General features: G+C 73.7%; 24 protein-coding genes and 1 pseudogene. 9 read left to right on the plus strand and 16 right to left on the minus strand.

Going from position 1 to position 21,683, the window contains the following annotated elements:
* Window positions 1-293: pseudogene (locus tag PV341_RS15545) on the plus strand (helix-turn-helix domain-containing protein); the annotation flags it as partial.
* A gap of 161 nt (window positions 294-454) precedes the next feature.
* On the opposite strand, the gene PV341_RS15550 reads toward PV341_RS15545, so the two are convergent.
* From PV341_RS15550 to PV341_RS15565, 4 genes are all read right to left on the minus strand, one after another.
* On the minus strand, window positions 455-1,300 hold the full coding sequence (locus tag PV341_RS15550) for an endo alpha-1,4 polygalactosaminidase (RefSeq protein ID WP_500358101.1): 846 nt from the start codon (window positions 1,298-1,300) through the stop codon (window positions 455-457).
* Window positions 1,301-1,388: 88 nt separating this feature from the next.
* Window positions 1,389-1,655 (minus strand): hypothetical protein, encoded by a 267-nt coding sequence (locus tag PV341_RS15555; protein ID WP_499515626.1) that lies wholly within the window; start codon window positions 1,653-1,655, stop codon window positions 1,389-1,391.
* Window positions 1,656-1,831: 176 nt separating this feature from the next.
* Window positions 1,832-1,984, minus strand: coding sequence for an MFS transporter small subunit (locus PV341_RS15560; RefSeq protein WP_499515627.1), 153 nt, complete (start codon window positions 1,982-1,984; stop codon window positions 1,832-1,834).
* Window positions 1,981-3,372, minus strand: coding sequence for an L-lactate MFS transporter (locus PV341_RS15565; RefSeq protein WP_500326439.1), 1,392 nt, complete (start codon window positions 3,370-3,372; stop codon window positions 1,981-1,983). The genes PV341_RS15560 and PV341_RS15565 overlap by 4 nt, the downstream gene beginning before the upstream one ends.
* A 331-nt stretch (window positions 3,373-3,703) precedes the next feature.
* Here PV341_RS15565 and PV341_RS15570 point away from each other — a divergent pair, with 331 nt between their 5' ends.
* The 3 genes from PV341_RS15570 (at window position 3,704) to PV341_RS15580 (ending at window position 7,967) form a co-directional block, all read left to right on the plus strand.
* The gene (locus tag PV341_RS15570; RefSeq protein WP_500326437.1) at window positions 3,704-5,236 is read left to right on the plus strand and encodes a GMC family oxidoreductase; all 1,533 of its coding nucleotides are present in this window, start codon (window positions 3,704-3,706) and stop codon (window positions 5,234-5,236) included.
* A gap of 88 nt (window positions 5,237-5,324) precedes the next feature.
* Window positions 5,325-7,115 (plus strand): SpoIIE family protein phosphatase, encoded by a 1,791-nt coding sequence (locus PV341_RS15575; RefSeq protein ID WP_500358103.1) that lies wholly within the window; start codon window positions 5,325-5,327, stop codon window positions 7,113-7,115.
* Window positions 7,116-7,121: 6 nt separating this feature from the next.
* On the plus strand, window positions 7,122-7,967 hold the full coding sequence (locus tag PV341_RS15580) for a GNAT family N-acetyltransferase (RefSeq protein WP_500358105.1): 846 nt from the start codon (window positions 7,122-7,124) through the stop codon (window positions 7,965-7,967).
* A gap of 104 nt (window positions 7,968-8,071) precedes the next feature.
* Here PV341_RS15580 and PV341_RS15585 read toward each other — a convergent pair whose 3' ends face one another.
* A complete protein-coding gene (locus PV341_RS15585) occupies window positions 8,072-8,944 on the minus strand; it encodes a chitosanase (RefSeq protein WP_500326433.1) in 873 nt (290 codons plus the stop codon).
* A gap of 242 nt (window positions 8,945-9,186) precedes the next feature.
* Between PV341_RS15585 and PV341_RS15590 the strand changes: the two genes are divergently transcribed.
* Window positions 9,187-11,337 (plus strand): SpoIIE family protein phosphatase, encoded by a 2,151-nt coding sequence (locus PV341_RS15590; protein ID WP_500358107.1) that lies wholly within the window; start codon window positions 9,187-9,189, stop codon window positions 11,335-11,337.
* 73 nt (window positions 11,338-11,410) lie between these two features.
* On the opposite strand, the gene ykgO is transcribed toward PV341_RS15590, so the two are convergent.
* The gene (gene ykgO / locus PV341_RS15595) at window positions 11,411-11,533 is read right to left on the minus strand and encodes a type B 50S ribosomal protein L36 (protein WP_018562490.1); all 123 of its coding nucleotides are present in this window, start codon (window positions 11,531-11,533) and stop codon (window positions 11,411-11,413) included.
* 120 nt (window positions 11,534-11,653) lie between these two features.
* Between ykgO and PV341_RS15600 the strand changes: the two genes are divergently transcribed.
* Window positions 11,654-12,172, plus strand: a complete 519-nt coding sequence (locus PV341_RS15600; RefSeq protein WP_500326429.1) for a DUF1003 domain-containing protein — start codon at window positions 11,654-11,656, stop codon at window positions 12,170-12,172.
* Here the strand turns inward: PV341_RS15600 and PV341_RS15605 are convergent.
* Together PV341_RS15605 and PV341_RS15610 are read right to left on the minus strand one after the other, a co-directional pair.
* Window positions 12,167-12,502, minus strand: coding sequence for a hypothetical protein (locus tag PV341_RS15605; RefSeq protein ID WP_500358109.1), 336 nt, complete (start codon window positions 12,500-12,502; stop codon window positions 12,167-12,169). The two genes, PV341_RS15600 and PV341_RS15605, sit on opposite strands and share 6 nt — an antisense overlap.
* 23 nt (window positions 12,503-12,525) lie before the next feature.
* Window positions 12,526-12,717 (minus strand): hypothetical protein, encoded by a 192-nt coding sequence (locus PV341_RS15610; protein WP_499515636.1) that lies wholly within the window; start codon window positions 12,715-12,717, stop codon window positions 12,526-12,528.
* Between the two features lie 208 nt (window positions 12,718-12,925).
* Here PV341_RS15610 and PV341_RS15615 point away from each other — a divergent pair, with 208 nt between their 5' ends.
* Window positions 12,926-14,692 (plus strand): ABC transporter ATP-binding protein, encoded by a 1,767-nt coding sequence (locus PV341_RS15615; RefSeq protein ID WP_500358111.1) that lies wholly within the window; start codon window positions 12,926-12,928, stop codon window positions 14,690-14,692.
* A gap of 87 nt (window positions 14,693-14,779) precedes the next feature.
* Here the strand turns inward: PV341_RS15615 and PV341_RS15620 are convergent, their stop codons facing one another.
* Window positions 14,780-15,022 carry a hypothetical protein gene (locus PV341_RS15620; RefSeq protein WP_500326423.1) on the minus strand — a complete coding sequence of 81 codons (243 nt, stop codon included), beginning with the start codon at window positions 15,020-15,022 and terminating at the stop codon, window positions 14,780-14,782.
* A 550-nt stretch (window positions 15,023-15,572) separates the two neighbouring features.
* Entirely contained in the window at window positions 15,573-15,959 is a 387-nt protein-coding gene (locus tag PV341_RS15625) for a hypothetical protein (protein ID WP_500358112.1), read from the minus strand.
* 85 nt (window positions 15,960-16,044) lie between these two features.
* Here PV341_RS15625 and PV341_RS15630 point away from each other — a divergent pair, with 85 nt between their 5' ends.
* Window positions 16,045-16,509, plus strand: coding sequence for a PP2C family protein-serine/threonine phosphatase (locus PV341_RS15630; protein ID WP_500358113.1), 465 nt, complete (start codon window positions 16,045-16,047; stop codon window positions 16,507-16,509).
* Between the two features lie 237 nt (window positions 16,510-16,746).
* Window positions 16,747-16,905: a hypothetical protein gene (locus PV341_RS15635; protein ID WP_179279708.1), complete on the plus strand. Its 159-nt coding sequence runs from the start codon at window positions 16,747-16,749 to the stop codon at window positions 16,903-16,905.
* A 123-nt stretch (window positions 16,906-17,028) separates the two neighbouring features.
* Here PV341_RS15635 and PV341_RS15640 read toward each other — a convergent pair whose 3' ends face one another.
* The 6 genes from PV341_RS15640 to PV341_RS15665 all read right to left on the minus strand — a co-directional run bounded on the left by PV341_RS15640 (window position 17,029) and on the right by PV341_RS15665 (window position 21,682).
* Complete coding sequence (locus PV341_RS15640; RefSeq protein WP_500358114.1) at window positions 17,029-17,481, minus strand: DUF5990 family protein; 453 nt, start codon at window positions 17,479-17,481, stop codon at window positions 17,029-17,031.
* 2 nt (window positions 17,482-17,483) lie between these two features.
* Window positions 17,484-17,855 (minus strand): ASCH domain-containing protein, encoded by a 372-nt coding sequence (locus PV341_RS15645; protein WP_500326417.1) that lies wholly within the window; start codon window positions 17,853-17,855, stop codon window positions 17,484-17,486.
* A 74-nt stretch (window positions 17,856-17,929) separates the two neighbouring features.
* Window positions 17,930-18,877 (minus strand): carbohydrate kinase family protein, encoded by a 948-nt coding sequence (locus PV341_RS15650; RefSeq protein ID WP_500358115.1) that lies wholly within the window; start codon window positions 18,875-18,877, stop codon window positions 17,930-17,932.
* The gene (locus tag PV341_RS15655) at window positions 18,874-19,863 is read right to left on the minus strand and encodes a zinc-dependent alcohol dehydrogenase family protein (protein WP_500326414.1); all 990 of its coding nucleotides are present in this window, start codon (window positions 19,861-19,863) and stop codon (window positions 18,874-18,876) included. Before PV341_RS15655 ends, PV341_RS15650 begins: the two co-directional genes overlap by 4 nt.
* Window positions 19,860-20,711, minus strand: a complete 852-nt coding sequence (locus PV341_RS15660) for a carbohydrate ABC transporter permease (RefSeq protein ID WP_500358117.1) — start codon at window positions 20,709-20,711, stop codon at window positions 19,860-19,862. The genes PV341_RS15655 and PV341_RS15660 overlap by 4 nt, the downstream gene beginning before the upstream one ends.
* A complete protein-coding gene (locus PV341_RS15665) occupies window positions 20,708-21,682 on the minus strand; it encodes a carbohydrate ABC transporter permease (protein ID WP_500358119.1) in 975 nt (324 codons plus the stop codon). Before PV341_RS15665 ends, PV341_RS15660 begins: the two co-directional genes overlap by 4 nt.
* Window position 21,683 lies beyond the last annotated feature (1 nt).

The following is a 21,683-nucleotide window of genomic DNA, read 5'->3' on the forward strand; positions in this document are numbered from 1 at the left end:
CCCCGGCCGCGCCTCCGGGAGCGTCGACCACCCGGCCCCCGTCCCCGGCGCCTGCCGCGGCCGTCGTGCCGGCTCCCGCCGAGCCCCGCCTCGAGGAGTCCGGCCTCGCCCGTACGGCGCTCAAGACCCTCCAGGAACTCCGCGCGGCCGGGAGCGACGGGACGACCATCGACGCCCTGAGCGCCAGCGTCGGCTACCAGCCCGCGACCATTGCACGGCACATCGACAGCCTCGCCGCCCACCACCTGGTCCAGCAGCGGGACGGCCGCTGGTACGCCGTGACCACGTCATGACCCCGGGCGTGGCGGCCGGCCGGTGGCGCGTTCCCCGGAGAGGTCCAGAACGCTGAACCCCAGGCGCCGGTGGAGACCGATCGCCGCCGTCCGCCACGCCCACACCGACAGTGCCGCGCTGCCCTGCCGGACGGATCCGCCCGCGGGCCCTGGCGCGGCGGTCAGCAGCTACGGAAGACGTGGCCCGGCTCCCCGGCGGGCACCACGTCGCGGTCGCGGAGCACCACCGCGAGGCGGGCACCCCAGCGGCGGCAGGTCGCCGTGAAGTCGGCGGCGTCGTACGCCACGACGAGGACGCGGCCGTCGTACGCGGAGGCGTACCGGCCGCACTCGTCGTACGCGCCGCACTCCTCGGCGACTGCGAAGTCGAAGCCGATGGCGGCACGCTGGGGGAGGAGTTCGGCCGTGTTCTTCTGGGCGACGGCCAGCCCCGCCGCATGGGCGCGTGCGGTGAGCAGCCGGGCGAACGCGGCGTTGTCGGCCGCCGTGAGCAGGCCGTCGGAGCGCTCGAACGAGTCGAGGTTGTCCGGCTCGACCGCCTGGAACCCCCGCCGCGCGCAGTCGTCGATCCAGGCGCCGACGATCTCCGCCAGTGCCGTCCGCCCGGCGGCGGTGGAGGTGTCCAGCAGCGCCTCGTCCCACTCGTCGTCCATGACGAGCCCGCCGTCCCCGTCGTGCAGCAGCAGGCCCGGATTCCGGGCGCGCCACCGGGACAGCTCGCCGGGCTGGGCCTGGAAGGCGTTGACGTAGCAGACCGAGTAGACGCCCGGGGCCGGCCGGTCCGCGCGGTCGCGGGAGACCACGCGCACGCCCTTCGGCGGCGGGTAGCCGCCGCCGATCTGGTAGTCGAAGGACGCCCCCGCCTCCGGCGGCACCACGTGCGGGGCGGCGGAGGAGCGGTCGCCGGTACCGCACCCGGTGGTCAGCGCCAGGGCCGCCAGGACGGCGAGGACAGCGAGGACGACGGGGACGGCACGCGGCGCCGCGCACGGGTCGGGGAGGGGCACACACGCTCCTGGACAGCGAAGGCCGGGCGGGGGAGCACCATCCTCCCGTCCGGCCCCGTGGTGCCCTCGGCCGGGTCCGCGCCGCGGCTCACATGAAGCCGCCGCCGGTCCAGTGGGTGCCGGTGAGCCACACGAGCGCGATGAGCGTGTCGATCGCGCCCAGGACGACGGCGATCAGCGGGAGCACCGGCTTGGCGCCGCGGAAGGTGCGGCCCATCGCGAGCCAGCCGCACACGACCGCGGCCGGGCCGAGGATGATGCCGAGAACGAAGAATCCGGCGACCGCGCAGATCAGGCCGACGACGCCCAGGGTGTCGGGGCTCGCGCCGGTACGGGTACCGCTGCTGTGGGGCATGGTTCCTTCCTCCGTGGGTCGGCGCCCGCTCCGCGGCACGGAACGTGCGGTCCTCTACGGGGTCCGGATACCCCCGTCCGGCATTGCTCAGCCGTGCCGGTGGGGTCGGCGTGTGACGGGGCCGCCCGGTCCGTGCGGACGGGGCGGCCCGTGGCGGGAGCCGGCGGTGAAGCCGGTCAGCCGGTGAACAACTGCTTGAGCTTCAGGCCGAGTTCGTAGACGCCGTAGGCGAAGGGCGCGCCGACCCACAGCCAGGCGACGACCATGAGCGGCAGCCGGCCGCCCCCGGCGGAGGCGTCGGCGGCGGGCGCGGGGTTCGGGGCGGTCATCGGACGGCTCCTTCCGACTCGGTTCCGGTCGTGGCCTTGGGCTCGGCGGACGGTCCGTCATGGTGGCGCGGATGGACCGGTCGTACCAGCTCGTTGGCGACGAAGCCGATCACCAGCAGCACCATCATGATGACGAAGGACGTGGAGTAGAGGTCGGGCCCCGTCCGTCCCGCCGACTTCTCGTGGTCGGCGATCGCGTTCACGATCAGCGGCCCGAGCACGCCGGCCGTGGACCAGGCGGTCAGCAGCCGTCCGTGGATCGCGCCCACCTGGTACGTCCCGAAGAGGTCCTTGAGGTAGGCGGGCACGGTGGCGAACCCGCCGCCGTAGAAGGACAGGATGACGGCGGCGGCGATGATGAACAGCGGCTTGGAGTCGTCGCCGAGCAGGGCGATGAGCAGGTACAGCAGCGCCCCCGCACCGAGGTAGAGGCGGTAGATGTTCTTCCGCCCGACCAGGTCGGAGGTGGAGGACCAGGTGATCCGGCCGAGCATGTTGCCGAGCGACAGCAGGCCGACGAAACCGGCGGCGGCGGTGGCCGTCACCGGGGTGGAGGTGTTCGCGAAGAAGTCGGTGATCATCGGCGCGGCCTTCTCCAGGATGCCGATGCCCGCCGTCACGTTCATGCAGAGCACCACCCACAGGCACCAGAACTGCGGGGTGCGCAGCGCGTTGCGCGCCGACACGTGGGCGGTGGTGACGAGCGGGCGCGCGGTGTCGGCCGCCGGGGTCCAGCCGGCCGGCCGCCAGTCGTCCGCGGGGACCCGGACCAGCAGCACCCCGAAGGTCATGAAGACCGCGTAGACGAGGCCCATCACCAGGAAGGTCTGCCCGATGCCGGCGGAGTCGGCGCCGAAGGAGGACAGCAACTGCGTCGACCAGGGCGACGCGATGAGCGCGCCGCCGCCGAAGCCCATGATGGCGATGCCGGTGGCGAGCCCGGGCCGGTCGGGGAACCACTTGATGAGCGTGGAGACCGGCGAGATGTAGCCGATGCCGAGGCCTATGCCGCCGACGAGGCCGTAACCGAGGACGATCAGCCAGTACTGGCGCGTGGCGGCGCCGAGGGCCGAGATGAGGAAGCCGGAGGAGAAGCAGAGGGCCGACACGCACATGGCCCACCTGGGCCCGTTGCGCTCGACGAGCGTGCCGCCGAACGCGGCCGACAGGCCGAGCATGACGATCGCCAGCTGGAACGGCAGCGCCGACTGGGTGCCGCTCAGCCCGAGCGAGGACTCCAGCGGGGGCTTGAAGACGCTCCAGGCGTACGCCTGCCCGATGGCGAGGTGGATGGAGAGTGCGGCCGGCGGTACCAGCCAGCGGCTCCAGCCCGGCGGTGCGACGGTGCGGGCACGGGTGAGGACGTCGGGTACGCCCGTTGACGCCATGGCGAGTACCTCCGTGAGGGGACTTGATCCCGTGGACCGTACAACTTTCATCCATCCCTGGGTAGGGCGTCGGGCGATGAACTTGCCCTGGCGGCGGGAGGGTTCGGGGTCCGGGCGGCATCGGGCCGATCCTCGGCGGACCGGCGCCCGCAGGCGCGGCTCACGGACTGGGCGGACATGAGGGATTTGCCGGGATCTGCCCATATCGATTCGTAATAGGTGTAATAACTGGCGGCTTGTTCGGCTATGAGTGGTTGGGGTTATCGTGTCCGGTGTTAGCCGATTCGGGCTATCGCTGGAAACGCCGGACGTGGCCGGTCAGAGGTGACCCATGCATGCGATAACGGACAGCTACGACTACGTGGTCGTCGGCGGCGGCACCGCGGGCAGCGTGCTCGCCGCGCGCCTTTCCGAACGAGGCGGCGCGCGCGTGCTCCTGCTGGAGGCGGGCGGAGACCGGCCACCAGCCGCGGCGGCGTCGCCGCCTGCCTGGCCGACGCTGCTGGGGACGCCCGCGAACTGGGGCGGCACCACCGTCCGGCAGTCCGCCACGGGCACCACCACCCCCCTCGCGCGCGGCCGCGGCCTGGGCGGGGGGTCAACCATCAACGCCATGACCTTCGTGCGCGGTCACCGCTCCGGCTACGACGCGTGGACCGCGGGCGGCGCGAAGGGCTGGGGCTTCGACGACCTGCTCCCGTACTTCAAGCGCAGCGAGAACGCCCCCGGGCGGGACCCCGTGCTCCGCGGCGTCGGCGGCCCCCTGACCGTGGGACCCGCCAGCCCGCCCCATCCGGTCGTGGCCGCGCTCCTGACGGCGGCGACCCAGACCGGGTACCGGCGGGCGGCCGACATCGCCGGCGGTCTGGAGGAGGGCTTCGGCTGGAGCGACCTCAACATCGTCGGGGGCCGGCGGCAGAGCGCCGCCGACGCCTACCTCACCCCCGCCCGGCACCGCCCCAACCTGACCGTGGTGACCGGTGCACTGGCCCACCGCCTGCTCCTGCGCGACGGCCGGTGCGTCGGGGTGGAGTACGGGCACGCCGACCGCACCGGTACCGGCACCGTCGCGGTCGGGTGCCGCGGCGAGGTCGTCCTCACCGCGGGGACCATCGGTACGGCGCAGTTGCTGATGCTCTCCGGCGTCGGCCCGGAGGCGCACCTGCGGGACATGGGTGTCGACGTCGCCCTCGACCTGCCGGGCGTCGGGTCGAACCTGCAGGACCACCCCCTGGCCGACGTCGTCCACCGCGCGGCCCGGCCCGTTCCGCCCGGGACCAACAACCACGGCGAGGCCGTCGGCCTGGTCCGCAGCCGGCTCGGCATCCGCGACCCCGACGTGCAGGTGCTCCTGGCCGACGCGCCGGGCCGCGCGCCCGCGCCCCACGTGCCGGACGGGCAGGGGTACCGGATCGCGGTCTCCCCGATGCGGCCGTACAGCCGCGGCACCGTACGGCTCGCGAGCGCGGCACCGGACGCCCTGCCCCTGGTGGACCCGGACTACTACGGCGACGAACGCGACCTGAGCACGATGGTCGAAGCGCTCTTCCTGGCACGGGAGATCGGCCGGGCGCACGCCCTCGACGGATGGCGTGCGCACGAGGTCCTGCCCGGGCCCGACGTGAAGGACGACGCCGGCCTGCGGGCCTACGCGCGCAGCACCCTGGCCTCGTACATGCACCCCGTCGGCACGTGCCGGATCGGCATCGACGACCTCGCCGTCGTCGACACGGACCTGCGCGTGCACGGCATCGACGGCCTCCGGATCGCCGACGCCTCCGTGATGCCCACCATCCCCTCCGGCAACATCGCCGCCACGGTCTACGCCATCGCCGAACGCGCGGCGGACCTCCTCGGGCGCTGAGCCCCCCTCGGCCCGGATCCGGCCACCCTCACCGGCCGGATCCGGGCGCCTGCACATCCCCGCAGCCCAGACGAAGGACCGACGCGACATGGCATCACCCGCACCGATAGACCTGGCCGGCCTCCTCCAGCGGGTGGTGGGCGTCACCGGGGCGGCGCTGGGGTCCGCCCTCGCCCCCTCGGCGATCGGCCTCGCCCTCTGGAACACCGACCTGCGGTGCACGTGGGTCAATGACTCGCTCGAGGACTACGACGGCATCCCGCGGGAGCGACGGCTGGGACGCCGTCCGGACGCGGCGCTGCCCGCCGGGGCACGCGCGCTGGAGGCCGTGATGCGCCAGGTGCTGGCGACGGGCGCTCCCGTCACCGGCCGCGAGTACCTCGTGCCGGCGGTGGACGGCGTGCGCGCTGAGGGGGCGTACTCCGTCTCCTGCATCCGCCTGGAGGACACGGCGGGCCGGCCGATGGGCGTGTGCCTGGTCGTCCTGCGGATCACGGGCGGGCACCGGCCCGGTGACCGCCTGGCGCTGCTCGGCGAGGCCGGTGCCCGCGTCGGCACCACCCTGGACGTCATGCGCACCGCGCAGGAACTGGCCGCGTTCACCGTCTCGTGCCTCGCCGACTACGTCACCGTCGACCTCGCGGACACCCTGCGGCTCGGTGAGGAGCCGCTGTCCCGGCTCGGCCCGGACGGCGACTACCTGCCGGTGTTCCGCCGGGCGGGCCTGGCCTCGGTCCACGAGGGCGCGCCGGAGGCGGTCTCCCGGGTGGGCGACGTGGTGTACGTACCGTCGTCCTCGCCCCTCAAGCGCGTCCTGTCCACCGGCCGCTCGCTGCTCGAACCGGCGCTGGACACCGCCTCCTCGTGGCTCAGCCTGGACCCGGCACGGGCCGGGAAGATCGACGAGTTCGGGATGCACTCGCTGATGATCCTGCCGCTCAGGGCCCACGGCGTCGTCCTGGGCGTGGTGTTGTTCCTGCGCACCGACGACCCGCGGCCGTTCGACGAGGACGACCTGCTGTTCGCCGAGGAACTGGTCGCCAGGGCCGCGCTGAGCCTGGACAACGCACGCCGCTACACGCACGAGCGCGCCACGGCCCTCGCCCTCCAGCGGGGCCTGCTCCCGCGCCGGGTGTGCGGCGGCCCCTCCTTGGACGTGGTCTCCCGCTTCCTCCCCGCGGACCTCGAGGACGGTGTGGGCGGTGACTGGTACGACGTGATCCCGCTGCCGCGCGACCGGGTGGCGCTCGTGGTCGGCGACGTGGTCGGCCACGGCATCGACGCCGCGGCCACGATGGGCCGGCTCCGGACGGCGGTGCGGACGCTCGCCGACCTCGACCTGGCGCCGGAACAGCTGCTCGCCCACCTCGACCAGGCGATCATTCGCCTCGCCGAGGAGGAGGGGGAGGGCCTCCACGCCGCCTCCGTGAGCGCCACCTGCCTGTACGCCGTCTACGACCCCGCCTCCCGCCGCTGCACCATGGCCAGGGCCGGGCACCCGCCGCCCGCCGTACGCCACCCCGGAGGCGGCGTCACCTTCCTCGACCTGCCCAACGGCACACCGCTCGGCCTCGGGATGCCCCCGTACCAGGCCGCCGAGGTGGACCTGCCCGAGGGCAGCCTCCTGGCCCTCTACACCGACGGCCTCATCGAGGACCGCCGGCACGACGTCGACACCGGGATGGAGCGCGTGCGGCGCGCCCTCGACCGGCCCGGGCTGCGCTTGGACGACCTCTGCTCGGCGGTGCTCGGCACCCTGCCGAGCGCGACACCCCCCGACGACGTCACCCTCCTCATCGCCCGCACCCGCGCGGTGTCCCCGGCGCCTTCGCGCCCCCGGTGCCCGTCACCGTTTCCCGGCAACCGATTCCAGAGGTAGGTCTCCATGACCGCGTTCCACGTCTCCTCCGCCGGCGCCGAGGACATCAGCCGGCTCTCCGACTGGGCCGACGACGAGGGATGGAACCCCGGCAGGTCCGACGGGCAGGCCTTCTTCCCCGCCGATCCGGCCGGCTTCCTGTTCGGCAGGCTCGACGGTGAACCCGTCGCCTCGGTCTCCGCGGTGCGCTACGGGGCCGACTTCGGCTTCGTCGGCCTCTACATCGCCCGGCCGCCCTTCCGCGGCCAGGGTTACGGGTTCCGGGTCTGGCGCGCCGGACTCGACCACCTCGCCGGCCGCAACGTCGGCCTCGACGGGGTCGTCGCGCAACAGGAGAACTACCGCAGGTCGGGGTTCAGCACGGCCTGGCGGAACATCCGTTACCAGGGCGCGCCGTCGGGCGGGGTCATGCCCGGCGGCGTCGCCCTGATCGACGCCAGGAGCGTCGGATTCGCCGAACTGGCCCGCTACGACCGCCGGTTCTTCCCCGCCGCGCGCGACGCCTTCCTCGCCTCCTGGATCACCCTTCCGGACCGCACCGCCCTCGCGGCGGTCGCCGACGGGCGCCTGCAGGGCCTCGGCGTGCTGCGCGCCGCCCGCGGCCCGTCCCGTGTGGGGCCGTTGTACGCCTCGTCCGGGAAGGTCGCCCTCGTGCTCCTCATGGGGCTGGCCCGCACCACACCGGGGGAGCCCCTCGTGATCGACGTCCCCGACCCCAACGAGGCGGCCGTGCGTCTGGTGGAACACCTCGGTCTGGCACCCGTGTTCGAGGCCGCGCGCATGTACACGGGCCCGGTCCCCGACGTCGACCTGACCGGCATGTACGGCGTCACCAGCCTGGAGCTCGGCTAGGCCCGGGCCCGGGCCCGGGCCCGGGCCCGGATCCAGGCCCGGCACCGCTCCGGGCGGCCTCCCCCCGGTCGGGGAGACCGCCCGGAGGGGCGCGCGCGGGGACGTCACTGGTTGATGGTGTAACTGTCCCCGTAGACCTTCCACTTGAGCGGGGGGTTGAGGTCGAGGTTGCCGTTGTTGAGGAAGACGCGCTGTTCCGTATCGACCCGGGTGGTGTCGCTGTGCGCCTCCTCGGTCTTCATCGCCGCCTTGCGCGCGTCGAGGAAGGCGTGGAGGTACGTCGTCTCGTCGCCGCCCTGTGCGGGGGTCCTGGCCTTGGACAGGGCGGTCTTGCGGATGCCGCCGAAGCTGACCTTGTCCTCGCCGGGGCCGTGCATGACGATCGCGTCGTAGTACGCGAACTGGCCGAGCGCGCGCAGCCCGTCCGCCTTGGCCTGCTGGACCGCGGGGCCGAAGTAGACGCGGTCGCGTTCGTCGTTCTGCGCCTGCTGGAACGCCTGGTCGGCGGCGGCGCTGCGCCAGGCGCTCTCGAAGCCGGAGCCGAGGCCGCTGTGCGAGTCGGTCCCGTTGACCCGGCGCAGCGCGGGCAGGTAGCGGGCGAGCGGGTTGCCGGGCTTGCGATCGGTGTACAGCTCGACGAGTTCGAGCATGTCCCCGGTGCCGGAGCAGAAGCCGATGATGCCCGCGGTGTAGCCGCGGCCGTCGCCGATGTCCTCGATGTACTTGTACTGGGCCTTCCAGTCGAGCGAGGAGTTCTCGGCGCTGGACACCAGCTGCATGGCGATGTCCTTCTTGTGTGGGTCGTCGAGCCCGACGCCGGCCGCGGCCGCGGCGGCGGCGGCCGGCTGCCCCGGCGCGGCCGAGGCCAGGGAGCCGACGCCGACGGCCAGGACGCCCGCGGTCAGGGCGGCGGTCGCATAGAGGACGGCGCGCCGGCGGGGGAGGGTGCGTGCATGACGGTGTGGGGGGATCTGCACGGGTGACTCCGTGGGTCAGAAGTTAGGAAACCTTCCTAACAGAGCCACATTGAAGCACCGGGCCAGTCGAACGCCAAGAGGTTCGAACAAAAACGCCGCATGTCATCTGTCCGCAGGGGCAAGGGAGTTGGGCGCCGCTGCCGGATGGCCACACGCCTCCGCCCGGGGCCGTACGTCTCCCGCATGCGCGGTCCGCGGCCCGGAGGCAGTCTGGACGGGAAGAGGCGGAGGAGGTGATACCCGTGCCGGACGGGTTCCCTTCCGCTCCGTCGCACCCCGAGGCCGGGGAGCGGACCGACCAGGGCCTGCTGGCCCCGGCGCTGTTCGCGATGATGGACGGCGTGCGGGCGCACGCGGGGGGGATCTACCTCCTCGCCCCCGGCGAGCCGGTGCTGGAGATGGCCGTCATGGCCGGCCTGCCGCGCGCCTTCGCCGCACCGTGGGAACGGGTGGGGCTGGGCGCCCCGATCCCCGTGGCGGAGGCACTGCGCGAACGCCGGCTGGTCTGGGTCGGCGGCGAGGAGGAGATGGCGCGCCGGTACCCGCGGATCGCACTCGTCCTGCCGTACCCCTTCACCCTCGCCGCACTGCCCGTCGAGACCGCCGGCGCCGCCTTCGGCTCGGTGTTCGTCACCTGGCCGGGCGCCCATCCGCCCGAGCTGGCCGACTGGGAGCGCCAGCACCTGGTCACCGCCTGCGACCGGCTCGCCCGGCACCTGGAACACGAGGCCGCCGCGGGCCGGCCGGTCCGGCGCGGGCAGCATGTGACGATCGGCGCCCCGGTCGCCGGGGTCTCCTCGGCGGTCGAGGCGGTGCGCATGGTGGGCCGGCTGCCGGAGGGACTGTGCTCCCTCGACCTCGACGGGCGGGTCACCTACGCCAACGGGGCGGCGTCCCGCCGGCTGGGCGTACCGGTGCGCAAGCTGCTCGGGCACACGCTGTGGCGGACGCTGCCCTGGCTCGACGACCCCGTGCACCAGGAACGGCACCGCGCGGCGCTGATCAGCCGGCAGCCCACTTCGTTCACCGCGCTGCGCCCGCCGGGCGACTGGCTCACCTTCCAGCTCCATCCCAGCAGCAACGGCGTCAGCGTCCGCATCTCACCGGCCCGCGGCCCGGTGGCGCAGGCGCCGGTGGTGCCCGGCGGCCCGCACGGCGTGACGCAGCCCGCGGTCGGACTGGTGGCCATCTCCCACCTCGTGAACCTGTCCGGGGCACTCACGGAGGCCGTCTGCGTGCAGGACGTGATCGACCTGGTCGCCGAGGAGATCATGCCCGCGGTCGGCAGCCGGGTGGTGGCCATGGTCGCCCCGGAGGCCGAGAGGATGCGCGTGCTCGGCCACCGGGGCTACCGGGATCCGTCGGTCGTCGACCGGTACGACGGCATCTCGATGTCGGCGCCGGTGCCCGCCGCCCAGGTGCTGGCCAGCGGTGCGCCGGCGTTCCTGGAGTCCGAGCAGGAGATGCGGGAGCGCTTCCCCGACCGGCCGCCGGTCGCCGACGGCATGGCGGCGTGGGCCTACCTCCCGCTCATCGCCTCCGGCCGTCCCGTGGGCACCTGCGTGCTGGGATATCCCGAACCGCACCGCTTCGGGGCCGACGAGCGGGCCCTGCTGACCAGCCTCGGCGGCCTGATCGCCCAGGCCCTGGAACGGGCGCGGCTCTACGACGCCAAGCACCGGCTGGCCCACGGCCTGCAGTCCGCGCTCCTCCCGCGGACCCTGCCGGTGCTCCCCGGCCTGGAGGCCGCGGCACGGTACCTCGCGGGCACCGAGGGCATGGACATCGGCGGCGACTTCTACGACCTGCTGTCCGTGGGGGACCGGGCGGCCGCGGTGATCGGCGACGTGCAGGGGCACAACGTCACCGCGGCGGGCCTGATGGGCCAGGTCCGCACGGCGGTCCGGGCGTACTCCGCCGTCGGGCAGTCCCCCGGCCAGGTGATGGAGTGCACCAACCGGCTGCTGCTGGACCTGGACGTGGACCTCCTCGCCAGCTGCATCTACCTGCACCTCGACCCGGACGGGCAGCGGGCTATGGCGGCGGGGGCGGGCCACCCGGCCCCCTTGCTGCGGGAACCGGGTGGCCAGGTGCGGGCGCTCGACCTCGCGCAGGGCCCGCTGCTGGGCATCGACGCGGAAGCGGTCTACCGCACCGTCGAGTTCCCGTTCCCGCCGGGCTCGGTGCTCATGCTCTACACCGACGGGCTGGTCGAGTGCCCGGGGACCGACGTCGACGCCGAACTGTCGGACCTCTCGGACCACCTCGCCGTGGCCGGCGAGCTGCCGCTGGACCGGGTCGCCGACGGCGTGCTCGCCCTCACCGCCGAGCGCCGGCGGCGCACCGACGACATCGCGCTGCTGCTGTTGCGTTCCCTGACGCCGCCCCGGTGACCCGGTCGCGGACGCAGACGCAGACGGGCGCCGCGCGCCGTCATGGGACGGTGCGCGGCGCCCGGTCCGCGGCTCAGCCCTGGCGGGCCTTGAAGCGGGGGTCCCTCTTGTTGATCACGTAGACGCGGCCGCGACGGCGGACGATCTGCGAGCCGGGGGCGTTCTTGAGGGAGCGCAGCGAGGCACGTACCTTCACCGGTTCGCCTCCTTTCGGGCGGTTCTTGATCCGCCCATGCCAACACGGGAAGGGTGCGGTTTCTTCCCCCGCCGGTTCCCGGTGCCGGTGCCGTGGAGCGCCGGGGGCAGGATGAGGGCCATGAGTTCCCCCTCCGACGGCCCCGCCGTCCCCTCGCCGCCGCGCCCGCTCGTCCGCTCCCCGCACGAACGGGTCGTCTTCGCCCGCGGGAGGGGTGCCCAGGACCGGGTCGCGGACGCGATCACCGCCTTCGCCGGCTCGATGGCCTTCGTCTACGTCCACATCGTCTGGTTCGCGGTCTGGATCCTGCTCAACCAGGGGCTCGCGGGGCCGGGCGCGGTCTTCGACCCGTACCCCTTCGGGCTGCTCACCATGATCGTCAGCCTGGAGGCGATCTTCCTCTCCACCTTCGTCATGGTCAGTCAGAACCGCCAGGCCGCCCGTGACAACATCCGCGCCGACCTCGCCTTCGAGACGAACGTGCGCTCCGAGGTCTGGACCGCGCACATAGGCCGGGCCCTGGGCCTCGACCCCGAGGAGGTCGAGCGGAACGTCCGGCAGCTCATCGCCGAGAGCCGGGCCCGGATGGAGGTCACGGCCCCGCCGGCGACGGCGGCCGCGGAGCCGCCCGCGTCATGACCCCTGGCCGTCCGGGTCCGCGCCGCCCAGCGGACCGGGGCCGGTGAAGTCCGGACTGGCGAAGTCCGGACTGGAGTACCCGGGCGACTCGAAACCCGGCGACTCGAAACCGGGCTCCGCGACGACCCCGACCTCCGGCTCCGGGACCTCGTACTCCGGGATCGGCGGGGGCGGCGGTACGGCTCCGCCGTCTCCGTCCCCGACCCCGTCCCCGGTGCCGGGGACGGTGCCCGGGCCGGGGCCGTCGGCCGAGGTGGAGAACCCCGGACTGCTGAAGCCCGGGCGGTGCCGTGCCGCGCCTTCGGGCGCGTCATCTCGGCGGTACGTCATGGTCGTCCCCCTCCCCGGAGGGCTCAGCGCCGCCGCCGGCGGTACCCCGACCAGCGGGCGCCCGCGCCCGAGCCGACCCCGCCGAGGTGCGCGGCGAGCAGCGTCAGCCCGACCAGCAGCAGGCTCGTCGGCGTGAACACGGCCTCCGTCGCCGTCCCGGTGGCGTTGATGATGAACGCGACCGCGAAGACGACGGCCGCAACGATGGCCAGCATCGTCCCTCCCAGTGGTCCGGGGGCGCGCCCTCGTGCCGCCCCTTCCCCCACCGTCTGCCCCCGGACCGGCCCCCCAGTCGGCCGGGACCCGTCAGCGCCCCCCTGACGGTGTCCCTGGGAGCGCTCACAGCCTAGGATTCCGCGGTGACCGGACGATGAGCCAGTGCCGTCTCATCACCCCGCGCCCTCGTGCACCCGGAGTCCCCGCATGGCGTCGCCGCACGGCCCGCTCGACCACCGCTACCGCGGTGAGCACCCGATCCGCACCCTCGCCTACCTCTTCCGGCACGACCGCGGCCGACTGGCCCTGGCCGTGCTGGCGTTCATGGTCAAGCACACCCCGATCTGGCTGACCCCGCTGGTCACCGCGCAGATCATCGACGTCATCGTGCAGCACCGGCCGCTGTCGGGCATGCTGCTCGGCACCGGCGTGCTGCTGCTGATGCTGGTCCTCAACTACCCCTTCCACCTGCTCTACGTGCGCTGCTGGTACGGCAGCGCCCGCCGCACCGGCACCCGGCTGCGCTCCGCGTTGTGCCAGCGCATGCAGCAGCTCTCCATCGGCTACCACGCGAAGGTCAACTCCGCGGTCCTGCAGACCAAGGTCATCCGGGACGTCGAGGCCATCGAGCAGGCGGTCCAGCAGACCGGCGACATGGGCCTGTCCGCGCTCGCCACGCTGCTGGGCGCGCTGGTGGTCATCGCCGTGCAGGCACCGTCCTTCCTGCCGGTCTTCCTGGTCGTCGTGCCCGCGACGTCCGCGCTGGTGATGTGGCTGCGGGGGCGGCTGCGCGAGTCCAACGAATCGTTCCGCCAGGAGGTCGAGCAACTCTCCTCGCGGGTCACCGAGATGACCACACTCATCCCCATCACGCGCGCGCACGGCCTGGAGTCCACCGCGCTGCGCCGCGTGGACGGCACGCTCAGCCAGGTCCTCACCGCGGGGCTGCGTCTGGACCGGCTCAACGGCCGCTTCGGCTCCCTCGCCTGGATCGTCCTCAACGTCCTGGGCACCTGCTGCCTGCTCGGCTCCGCGCTCGCCGCGTACCACGGCTGGCTCGGTGTCACCCCAGGCGACGTCGTCATGCTGACCACCTACTTCTCCGCCCTCACCGCAGCCGTGACCACCCTGCTCAGCCTCACCCCCGTGGTGAGCAAGGGACTGGAGTCGGTGCGCTCGGTCGGCGAGGTGCTGCAGGCGCCCGACCTCGAGCAGAACGCGGGCAAGTCCGAGGTGGCCGCCGTCCGCGGGCGGGTGGACTTCCAAGGCGTCGGATTCACCTACGACGACGCCGCCGACCACTCGGTGCGCGACTTCTCCCTCACCGTCCGCCCGGGCGAGACCATCGCGCTGGTGGGCGCCTCGGGGGCCGGCAAGTCGACCGTCCTCAACCTCGTCATCGGCTTCCTGCGCCCCACCGAGGGCCGGATCCTGCTGGACGGGGCGGACATGGAGACCCTGGACCTGCGCAGCTACCGCCGCTTCGTGTCCGTCGTGCCGCAGGAGTCCATCCTCTTCGAGGGGACCATCCGGGAGAACGTCGCGTACGGCATGCCGGGCGTCCCCGAGGAGGCGGTACGGGAGGCCCTGCGGGCCGCCAACGCCCTGGAGTTCGTGGAGCGGCTGCCGGCCGGTCTCGCCACGGTCGTCGGCGAGCGGGGAGCCCGGCTGTCCGGCGGCCAGAAGCAGCGCCTGGCCATCGCCCGCGCGCTGATCCGCGACCCCCGTGTGCTGGTGCTGGACGAGGCGACCTCCGCCCTCGACTCCCGCTCCGAGGCCCTCGTCCAGCAGGCGCTGGAACGCCTGGTGCGCAACCGCACCGTCTTCGTGGTGGCCCACCGGCTGTCCACCATCCGCAACGCCGACCGCATCGTCGTCATGGACGGCGGAAGGATCACGGAGGTGGGCTCGCACGAGCAACTGCTCCGCGCAGGCGGCCCGTACGCCGCGCTGCGCAGCGCCCAGACCGCCTGAGCCCGCCGGCCCCGCACGCGCCCGGGGGCGCCCTCCGCGTTCGCGGAGCGGCGCCCCCGGGGCGTTTCCGTGCGGATCGGGCCGAGGTCAGCGGCGGTGGTGGTTGACGACGTGGTGGTGACGGTGCGTCCGGTGCCCGTGCCAGCGGTGGTGATGACGCTTGCCGTGGTGGCTGTGGTGGCCGTGGTGGCCGCGCCCGTGGTCACCGTGCGTGGCGTGCGTGCCGTGGGCGCGGACGGACTCCGGCGTGACGGCGCCGGCGCCCGCCGCACCGCCCAGGACGACGGCCACGGCCACACCGACCGCGGCCACGAAACGGGAAACGCGCATGGATCGACTCCTGTCTCCGCGGGTGCCGTGGGCACCCGCACGGGTGGGACACGAGAAGCGTCGGGCCTCGCGGTGCCGGTTAAGGTGCGGCACGCCCGTATTGGCACTCGATTTGCTGGAATATGACGTTCTGCGGAACCGGCGCCTGTAGGCGATCCGGGGATGCCCGCGTCGCCGCGGCATCGCGTGACTGGACGCATTTGCAGGTCAGGAGCGGTGCGATGTTTCGGGCGAGGTGTCCGGGGCAGGTGCCCCACGTCCCGGCCCGCGGCCGGGGACGGCGCACCGACAGGTGATGGTGACGGTGGACGACACCGGCTTCGGCACCCTGCTGAGCGGGCTCCTGCAGCGCTCGCACAAGGTCGCCCCGGAGGAGTGGGGCGCCGCTGTCGCACGTGCCGCCCACGAGGTGGGCCTGGACGACGTGACGGTCCTCCTCGCCGACGTCCAGCAGTCCCGGCTCGTCCCGCTGCCGGGCGGCCCGGCCTGCGGTGCGCGCCGCGCCGTGGCCGTCGACGGCACGCCCGCGGGCGCCGCCTACCGGACGGTCTCACTGCGCCTGAGCGAGCGGGACGACCGGGTCACGATGTGGCTCCCCCTCGTGGACGGCGTGGAGCGGATCGGCGTCATGGAGGTCACCGCCCACCGGATCGACCCCGAACTGCTCGCCCGCTGCCGCGCGCTCGCCGACGTGACGGGCCTGGCGATCGTCTCCGGTGCGGGGGCGGGCGACGACATGCTGCGGCTCGTCCGCAGCCGCCCGATGAGCGCCGCCGCGGAGCTGGTGTGGGCCTTCCTGCCGCCGCGGACCCTCGGCACGACCGAGGTGACCTCCAGCGCCGTGCTGGAGCCCGCGTACGAGATCGGCGGCGACGCCTTCGACCAAAGCCTCCAGGGGGACCACCTGCACCTGACGGTGGTCGACGCGATGGGCCACGACCTCGCTTCGGGGCTCGTGGCGGCCGTGGCGCTGGCCGGCTGCCGGGCGCGCCGGCGCCGACCTGGGCGAGATCGTCAAGTCCGTGGACGAGACCCTGGCCGAGTGGATCCCGGACCGGTTCGCGACCGCGGTCTTCGCCGACCTCGACGTCCGCAGTGGCCAGTTCGCGTGGGCGAACTGCGGGCACCCCGTGCCACGGCTGATCCGCGCCCGGCACGTGGTCAACGGCGCCCTGGAGCGCGACGCGGACCTGCCGCTCGGCCTCGGTCCGGAGTGCGGCGGACGCCCGCGCTCCGTCCACTCCACACGGCTGCAACCCGGTGACCGGGTCCTGGTCCACACCGACGGCGTGACCGAGTCCCGCACCGAGGGCGGCGACGAGTTCGGCGAGCGGCGCCTCACCGAGTACGTCGTGCACGCCACCGCGCTCGGCGACCCCGCCCCGGAGGTCCTGCGGCGGCTCGTCCACGCCATCCTGGCGCACCGGCACGGCCGTCTCGACGACGACGCCACCGTCCTGCTCGCCGAGTGGCACCCCACCCGCTGAACACGGGTGCCCGGGGCGGTTTCCACCGCGTGGCCCGGGGCAGCCGCATTCCGACGGCCCACGGACCGCCCGCGTGGCAGCGGACACGGTCGGTGCCGCGGCCATCGCGCAGCGCGACGGCCGCCGGGCGCCCGCCGGGTGTCCCCGAGAGACATGCCCTGATCGGGAATGTTATGTGGTGTAAATCACGTTCGAACGGGTATGCGGTGTCGAGAAGACCTGAGGAGGCGCCCAGCCGTGGACACACGCAACGGCCACCCGACCAGCACCCGCATCCCCCGCGACCAGCAGATACGCACCTGCCGGCCTGCTGTCGTGAAGGAAGGCCGGGGCAATCCGCCGCAGCGGGAGCCCGACAGCGGCAAGGAATGGAACATCGTCAGGGGCGAGGACTGAGGGACCCGAGCCCCCCTGTGACGGAACGGGACCACTGCCCGGCGCCGGTGGGAAGGCGGAAGCGGTCGTGCGGACCGTGGGCGCGCCCACCGGTGGGGTGGCGGTCCCGTTCGCGCGTCCTCCTCAGCCCCTCGCGTCAGGCGCCTGCGCCGACCACGAGATGAGCGGCGGCCGCACGGCGGCGCACAGCGGGCCGCCCCTGGCGTCGGTGAGGCCCAGCCGCCCGACGAGCATCCCGGAGCGTGTGGCCTCGCGGAGCGTCCCGGTCCCGACGCCGTCGAGCATCAGCTTGGCGCGGCGGAACATCGTGAAGCCGCCGTCACCGGCCACCGTGCCCCAGGACAGGTAGACGAAACGGGCGCCGGGGCCGCCCTGGACGTAGGGGCCCGTGACGTCGACGCCGTCAGGGGTCTCACGGACCCGGCAGTCGAGGTCCCACGTCGCCGCCGCGGCGTCCCCCGGCCGCAGGTCCAGGAGTTCCGAGGGACGGGCGCGGCGCTGCACGGCGACGTGGACGCCGGCGTGGTCGCCGAAGCCGCGGCCGGGCAGGTCGCGTGCCTCGATGCGGAGCCGCACGGTCAGCCTCCCGCCGTCACGAGCCGGAACGCCAGGCACACCACGGACGTCGCGTCCTCGACGGGGGTGCCCGCGCGTTCCCAGAAACGGCGGTGCCCGGCCCGCCAGTCGGTGAGGGAGGCGTCCCCCTCACCCTCGGCGGCGGCGTGCTCCCACGTCACGTCCGCGAACGACGTCACCTCCACGCCGGTGATCTCGATGACGCCCACGCAGCGGCTCTCGCGGTCCAGCAGGGCCAGCCGCTCGCCGACGAACTCCAGCCCCTCGGACTCCTCGACGTACTCGGACAGCAGTCCGGTCGTCGCGGTCTTCCTGCCCGCCAGGACCAGGGAGTTCAGCTCGTCGCGCAGCGCGTCGGGCGTGCCGAGCTCCATGGAGCGCATTCCGTCGACCCGCGGCCACATCGGCGTACCGCCCCTCGTGCGTGGGAGTGCCGTCCGCGGGATCATCACACGACGGGTGTCACCTCCGCCAGGAACGGAGGGTCCGCTCCCGCCCGCCCGCAGGTCAGAGCCGCGACCCGCGCGGCGAGTTCCAGGGCGTCGGCCACCGCGAGCGGCACGGGACCGCCGTCCGCGGCCGCGGACAGCCGCCCCCGGGCCGCCGCCCCGCCGAGCAGCCCGGCGGAGAGGAGACCGGCGAGCAGACCCGCCATGAAGGCGTCACCGGCGCCGATCGTGTCGACGACCTCCACCCGGTGGGCGGGAACACGGTGCCGTCCCCCCGGTGCCCAGTGGGCCTCGGCACCTCCCGCGCCCCGGGTGAGGACGACCAGGCGGGGACCGCGGCGCGCCCAGTCGGCGGCGACGTCGCCCGGATCCCGACCGGGGTGGAGCCACCCGAGGTCCTCCTCGCTGGCCTTCACCACGTCGGCGAGCGCCACCAGCCGTTCGACGCGCGGCCGTTCGGTCTCGGGCGGACCGAGCAGCGCGAGCCTGAGGTTCGGGTCGTACGAGACGGTATGCCCACGCCGCCGGACCGCCGCGACCAGGGCGAGCAGCCGCCCCGCACCCGGCTCCAGCGCGGTGGCGATCGAACCGGTGTGGAGGTGCCCCGGCACGCCGAGCGGCCCGACCGGGGGCAGGTCCCAGGTGATGTCGAACCGGTACGCGGCGCTGCCGCTCCCGTCGAGCTCGGCCCTGGCCGTGGACGTCGGGGCGTCCACGACCGACCCCGGCAGCAGCGCGACGCTCCCCTCCACCAGCCGTTCGACCAGCGCGTCGCCGTGCGCGTCCCGGCCGATGCGCGTGGCCAGGGTGACCGGGTGCCCGAGCCGGGCCAGGCCGAGCGCGGTGTTGGCCGGGCTGCCGCCCGGGTGGGCCTGCCGCGTCCCGTCGGGTCCCACGACCACGTCGGTCAGCGCCTCGCCGGCGACCAGCGTGGCGGGCGCGGTCACGGCCGCACCAGGATCTTGCGGCCGACCCCCGCCGCGAAGCGCTCGATGGCGTGGGGGTAGTCGGTGAGCGGGAAGCGGTCGCTGATGAACACCCCGGGGTCCAGCACCCCGGCGGCGAAGAGCTCAGCGGCGCGCTCGAAGCTGTGCAGGACCGCCATGGAGCCCGTGATGGTGATCTCCTCGTTGTAGATCCGGTACGGCTCGATGACCGCGCGGGCGGCGTAGTCGGCGACCCCGAACTGCAGGAAGGTGCCGCCCCTGCCGACCCGTTGCAGCCCGTCCTGGATCGCGGCGGCGTTGCCGGTGGCGTCCACGACGACCTCCCAGCCGCGCGGGCGGGCGATCTCCTGAGCCGAGCCGGCCGTGCGGTCGCAGCCCAGCAGCCGCGCGGTGGCGAGCCGTTCGGGGTTGACGTCGACGACGTCCACGCTCGCCGCCCCCGTGCGCTTGGCGAGCTCCAGCATCATCAGGCCCATCGTTCCCGAGCCGTAGATCAGCACATGGGCGCCGAGCCGGCTGCGCAGCACGTCGTAGCCGCGCACGGCGCACGACAGCGGCTCGATCAGCGCGGCGTCGGCGGTCGCCACGTGGTCGGGCAGGACCACGCAGTTGGCGACCGGTGCGACGGCGAACTCGGCGGCGCCGCCCGGCTCGGTGACCCCGATCGCGGCCCACCGCTCGCACAGGTTGCCGCGGCCCAGGCGGCAGTAGTGGCACTCGCCGCAGTGCAGCGAGGGGTCGACGGCGACCCGGGCGCCGACCGCCACCTCCGTGACGGCCGAACCGACCGCGACCACCTCGCCGGCGAACTCGTGTCCCGGCACGATCGGCAGCGTCGGCGCGAACTCGCCCTGCAGGATGTGCAGATCCGTTCCGCACAGGCCGCAGGCCGCGACCGCGACCACCACGTCCCGAGGACCGGGGGCGGGGTCCTCGACGGTGGCGAGCTCGATCTTCCCGGGCTCGGCGATGACGACTGCCTTCACTTGACGGCTCCCAGTGACAGGCCCTGGACCAGCCGGTCCTGGGCGGCGAATCCGGCGACGAGGACGGGCAGGGACACCACGACGGCCGCGGCGCAGACCTTGGCGAGGAAGAGCCCCTGACTGGTGACGAAGGAGGTGAGGAAGACCGGCGCGGTCACCGAACGGACACCGGTGAGCACCCGGGCGAAGAGCATCTCGTTCCAGCTGAAGATGAAGCAGATCAGCGAGGTGGCGGCGATGCCGGGGGCGGAGACGGGGATGACGATGCGGCGGAAGACGGCCGGCAGTCCTGCGCCGTCGATCGCGGCGGCCTCGAGGATCGCCACCGGGATCTCGGCGAGGAAGGACCGCATCATCCAGACCGCGATCGGCAGGTTCATCGAGGTGTAGAGCAGGACCATCAGCCAGACGTTGTCCAGCAGCCCGAGGTTCTGCGCCACGAGGTAGACCGGCAGCAGCCCGGCCACCGCGGGCAGCATCTTCGTGGACAGGAAGAAGAACAGCACGTCGGACCACTTGCGGACGGGACGGATCGACAGCGCGTACGCGGCGGGTATCGCCAGTGCCAGCACCAGGAGGGTGGAGACCAGGCTCGCCGTCAGGGAGTTGACCAGGGCGGGCCACGGGCTGGCGCCTGTGGCGGCGCCGAAGAACTCCCGGTAGCCGTCGAGGGTGAGCCCGGCGCCGAGGGAGGGCGGGTTGGTGGCGGCGTCCGTCTCGCTGTGCAGCGAGGTCAGCACCATCCACGCGATCGGCGCGACGAACAGCAGGGCGGCGGCCCAGGCGACCAGCCCCCACAGGGAGGCGGAACGACGCCTGCGCGCACCGGGCGCGGCCACGGCGCTCATGAGGACTCCTCCTTCAGCAGCGTCGACACCAGGCGCAGCGCGAGGGTGGCGACGACGATGGTCCCGGCGACCACGACCACGCCGGCCGCCGAGGCCCGGCCGTAGTCGTGCGCCTTGTAGAAGGACTCGTAGATCGTGTACGGCAGGTTGGCGGTGCCCAGGCCGCCCGAGGTGAGGGTGAAGACCGCGTCGAAGTTCTGCACGACGTAGACCGAGCCCAGCAGCGCGGCCAGTTCGAGGTAGCGCCGCAGGTGGGGCAGGGTCAGGAAGCGGAAGACCTGCCAGGCGTTCGCGCCGTCCACCCGGGCCGCCTCCACGGCCTCCGTGGAGCGGCTCTGCAGTCCGGCGAGCAGGATCAGCATCATGAACGGGGTCCACTGCCACACCAGCGAGGCCCCGATCGCCCCGAGCGGCATCGAGGTGATCCAGTCCGGCTGCGGCGGGCGTCCGCTGCCGAACAGCTGCCACAGCCAGGTCAGGGCGCCGTTGAACAGCCCGTACTCGGGGTTGTAGAGGGCGTGCTTCCACAGCAGCGCCGAGGCGACCGGAACCAGGAGGAACGGCGCGATCAGCAGGGTCCGCACCAGCCCGCGGCCGCGGAACCGCCGGTCCAGCAGCAGCGCCAGGCCCAGTCCCAGCACGAGGCTGACCAGGACGACGCCGGCCGTGAGCCAGACGGTGGTCAGGACGGACGCCCGCAGGTCGGCGTCGCCGAACACGTCGGCGTAGTTGGTCAGTCCGGTGAAGCCGCGCCGGTCGGGGTAGAGGGCGTTCCAGTCCATGAAGGAGATCACCAGCGTGGCCACGAAGGGCAGCTGGGTGACGGCCACCATGAACACCAGCGCCGGCATCAGGGGCGCGCGCCGGGCCCACGCGGCGGCCCGGCCGGGGCCCGCGGTCCGGGCGGCCACCGCCCGGACCGGTGCCCGGTCGCGCACCCCTTCCGTGACGGCGCTCGACGTACCGGTCATG

It is taken from the genome of Streptomyces sp. PA03-1a (genome assembly GCF_033792805.1).
GTDB lineage: Bacteria > Actinomycetota > Actinomycetes > Streptomycetales > Streptomycetaceae > Actinacidiphila.

Bases quoted from the DNA above. Each gene is read 5' to 3' on its own strand.
- PV341_RS15600 (WP_500326429.1), top strand. From the start codon at position 11,654: ATGAGTTCCCCCTCCGACGGCCCCGCCGTCCCCTCGCCGCCGCGCCCG.
- PV341_RS15560 (WP_499515627.1), bottom strand. From the start codon at position 1,984: ATGACCGCCCCGAACCCCGCGCCCGCCGCCGACGCCTCCGCCGGGGGC.
- PV341_RS15620 (WP_500326423.1), bottom strand. From the start codon at position 15,022: ATGCGCGTTTCCCGTTTCGTGGCCGCGGTCGGTGTGGCCGTGGCCGTC.
- PV341_RS15575 (WP_500358103.1), top strand. From the start codon at position 5,325: ATGGCATCACCCGCACCGATAGACCTGGCCGGCCTCCTCCAGCGGGTG.
- PV341_RS15570 (WP_500326437.1), top strand. From the start codon at position 3,704: ATGCATGCGATAACGGACAGCTACGACTACGTGGTCGTCGGCGGCGGC.
- PV341_RS15615 (WP_500358111.1), top strand. From the start codon at position 12,926: ATGGCGTCGCCGCACGGCCCGCTCGACCACCGCTACCGCGGTGAGCAC.
- PV341_RS15555 (WP_499515626.1), bottom strand. From the start codon at position 1,655: ATGCCCCACAGCAGCGGTACCCGTACCGGCGCGAGCCCCGACACCCTG.
- PV341_RS15605 (WP_500358109.1), bottom strand. From the start codon at position 12,502: ATGACGTACCGCCGAGATGACGCGCCCGAAGGCGCGGCACGGCACCGC.
- PV341_RS15645 (WP_500326417.1), bottom strand. From the start codon at position 17,855: ATGGAGCTCGGCACGCCCGACGCGCTGCGCGACGAGCTGAACTCCCTG.
- PV341_RS15610 (WP_499515636.1), bottom strand. From the start codon at position 12,717: ATGCTGGCCATCGTTGCGGCCGTCGTCTTCGCGGTCGCGTTCATCATC.
- PV341_RS15660 (WP_500358117.1), bottom strand. From the start codon at position 20,711: ATGAGCGCCGTGGCCGCGCCCGGTGCGCGCAGGCGTCGTTCCGCCTCC.
- PV341_RS15580 (WP_500358105.1), top strand. From the start codon at position 7,122: ATGACCGCGTTCCACGTCTCCTCCGCCGGCGCCGAGGACATCAGCCGG.
- PV341_RS15665 (WP_500358119.1), bottom strand. From the start codon at position 21,682: ATGACCGGTACGTCGAGCGCCGTCACGGAAGGGGTGCGCGACCGGGCA.
- PV341_RS15565 (WP_500326439.1), bottom strand. From the start codon at position 3,372: ATGGCGTCAACGGGCGTACCCGACGTCCTCACCCGTGCCCGCACCGTC.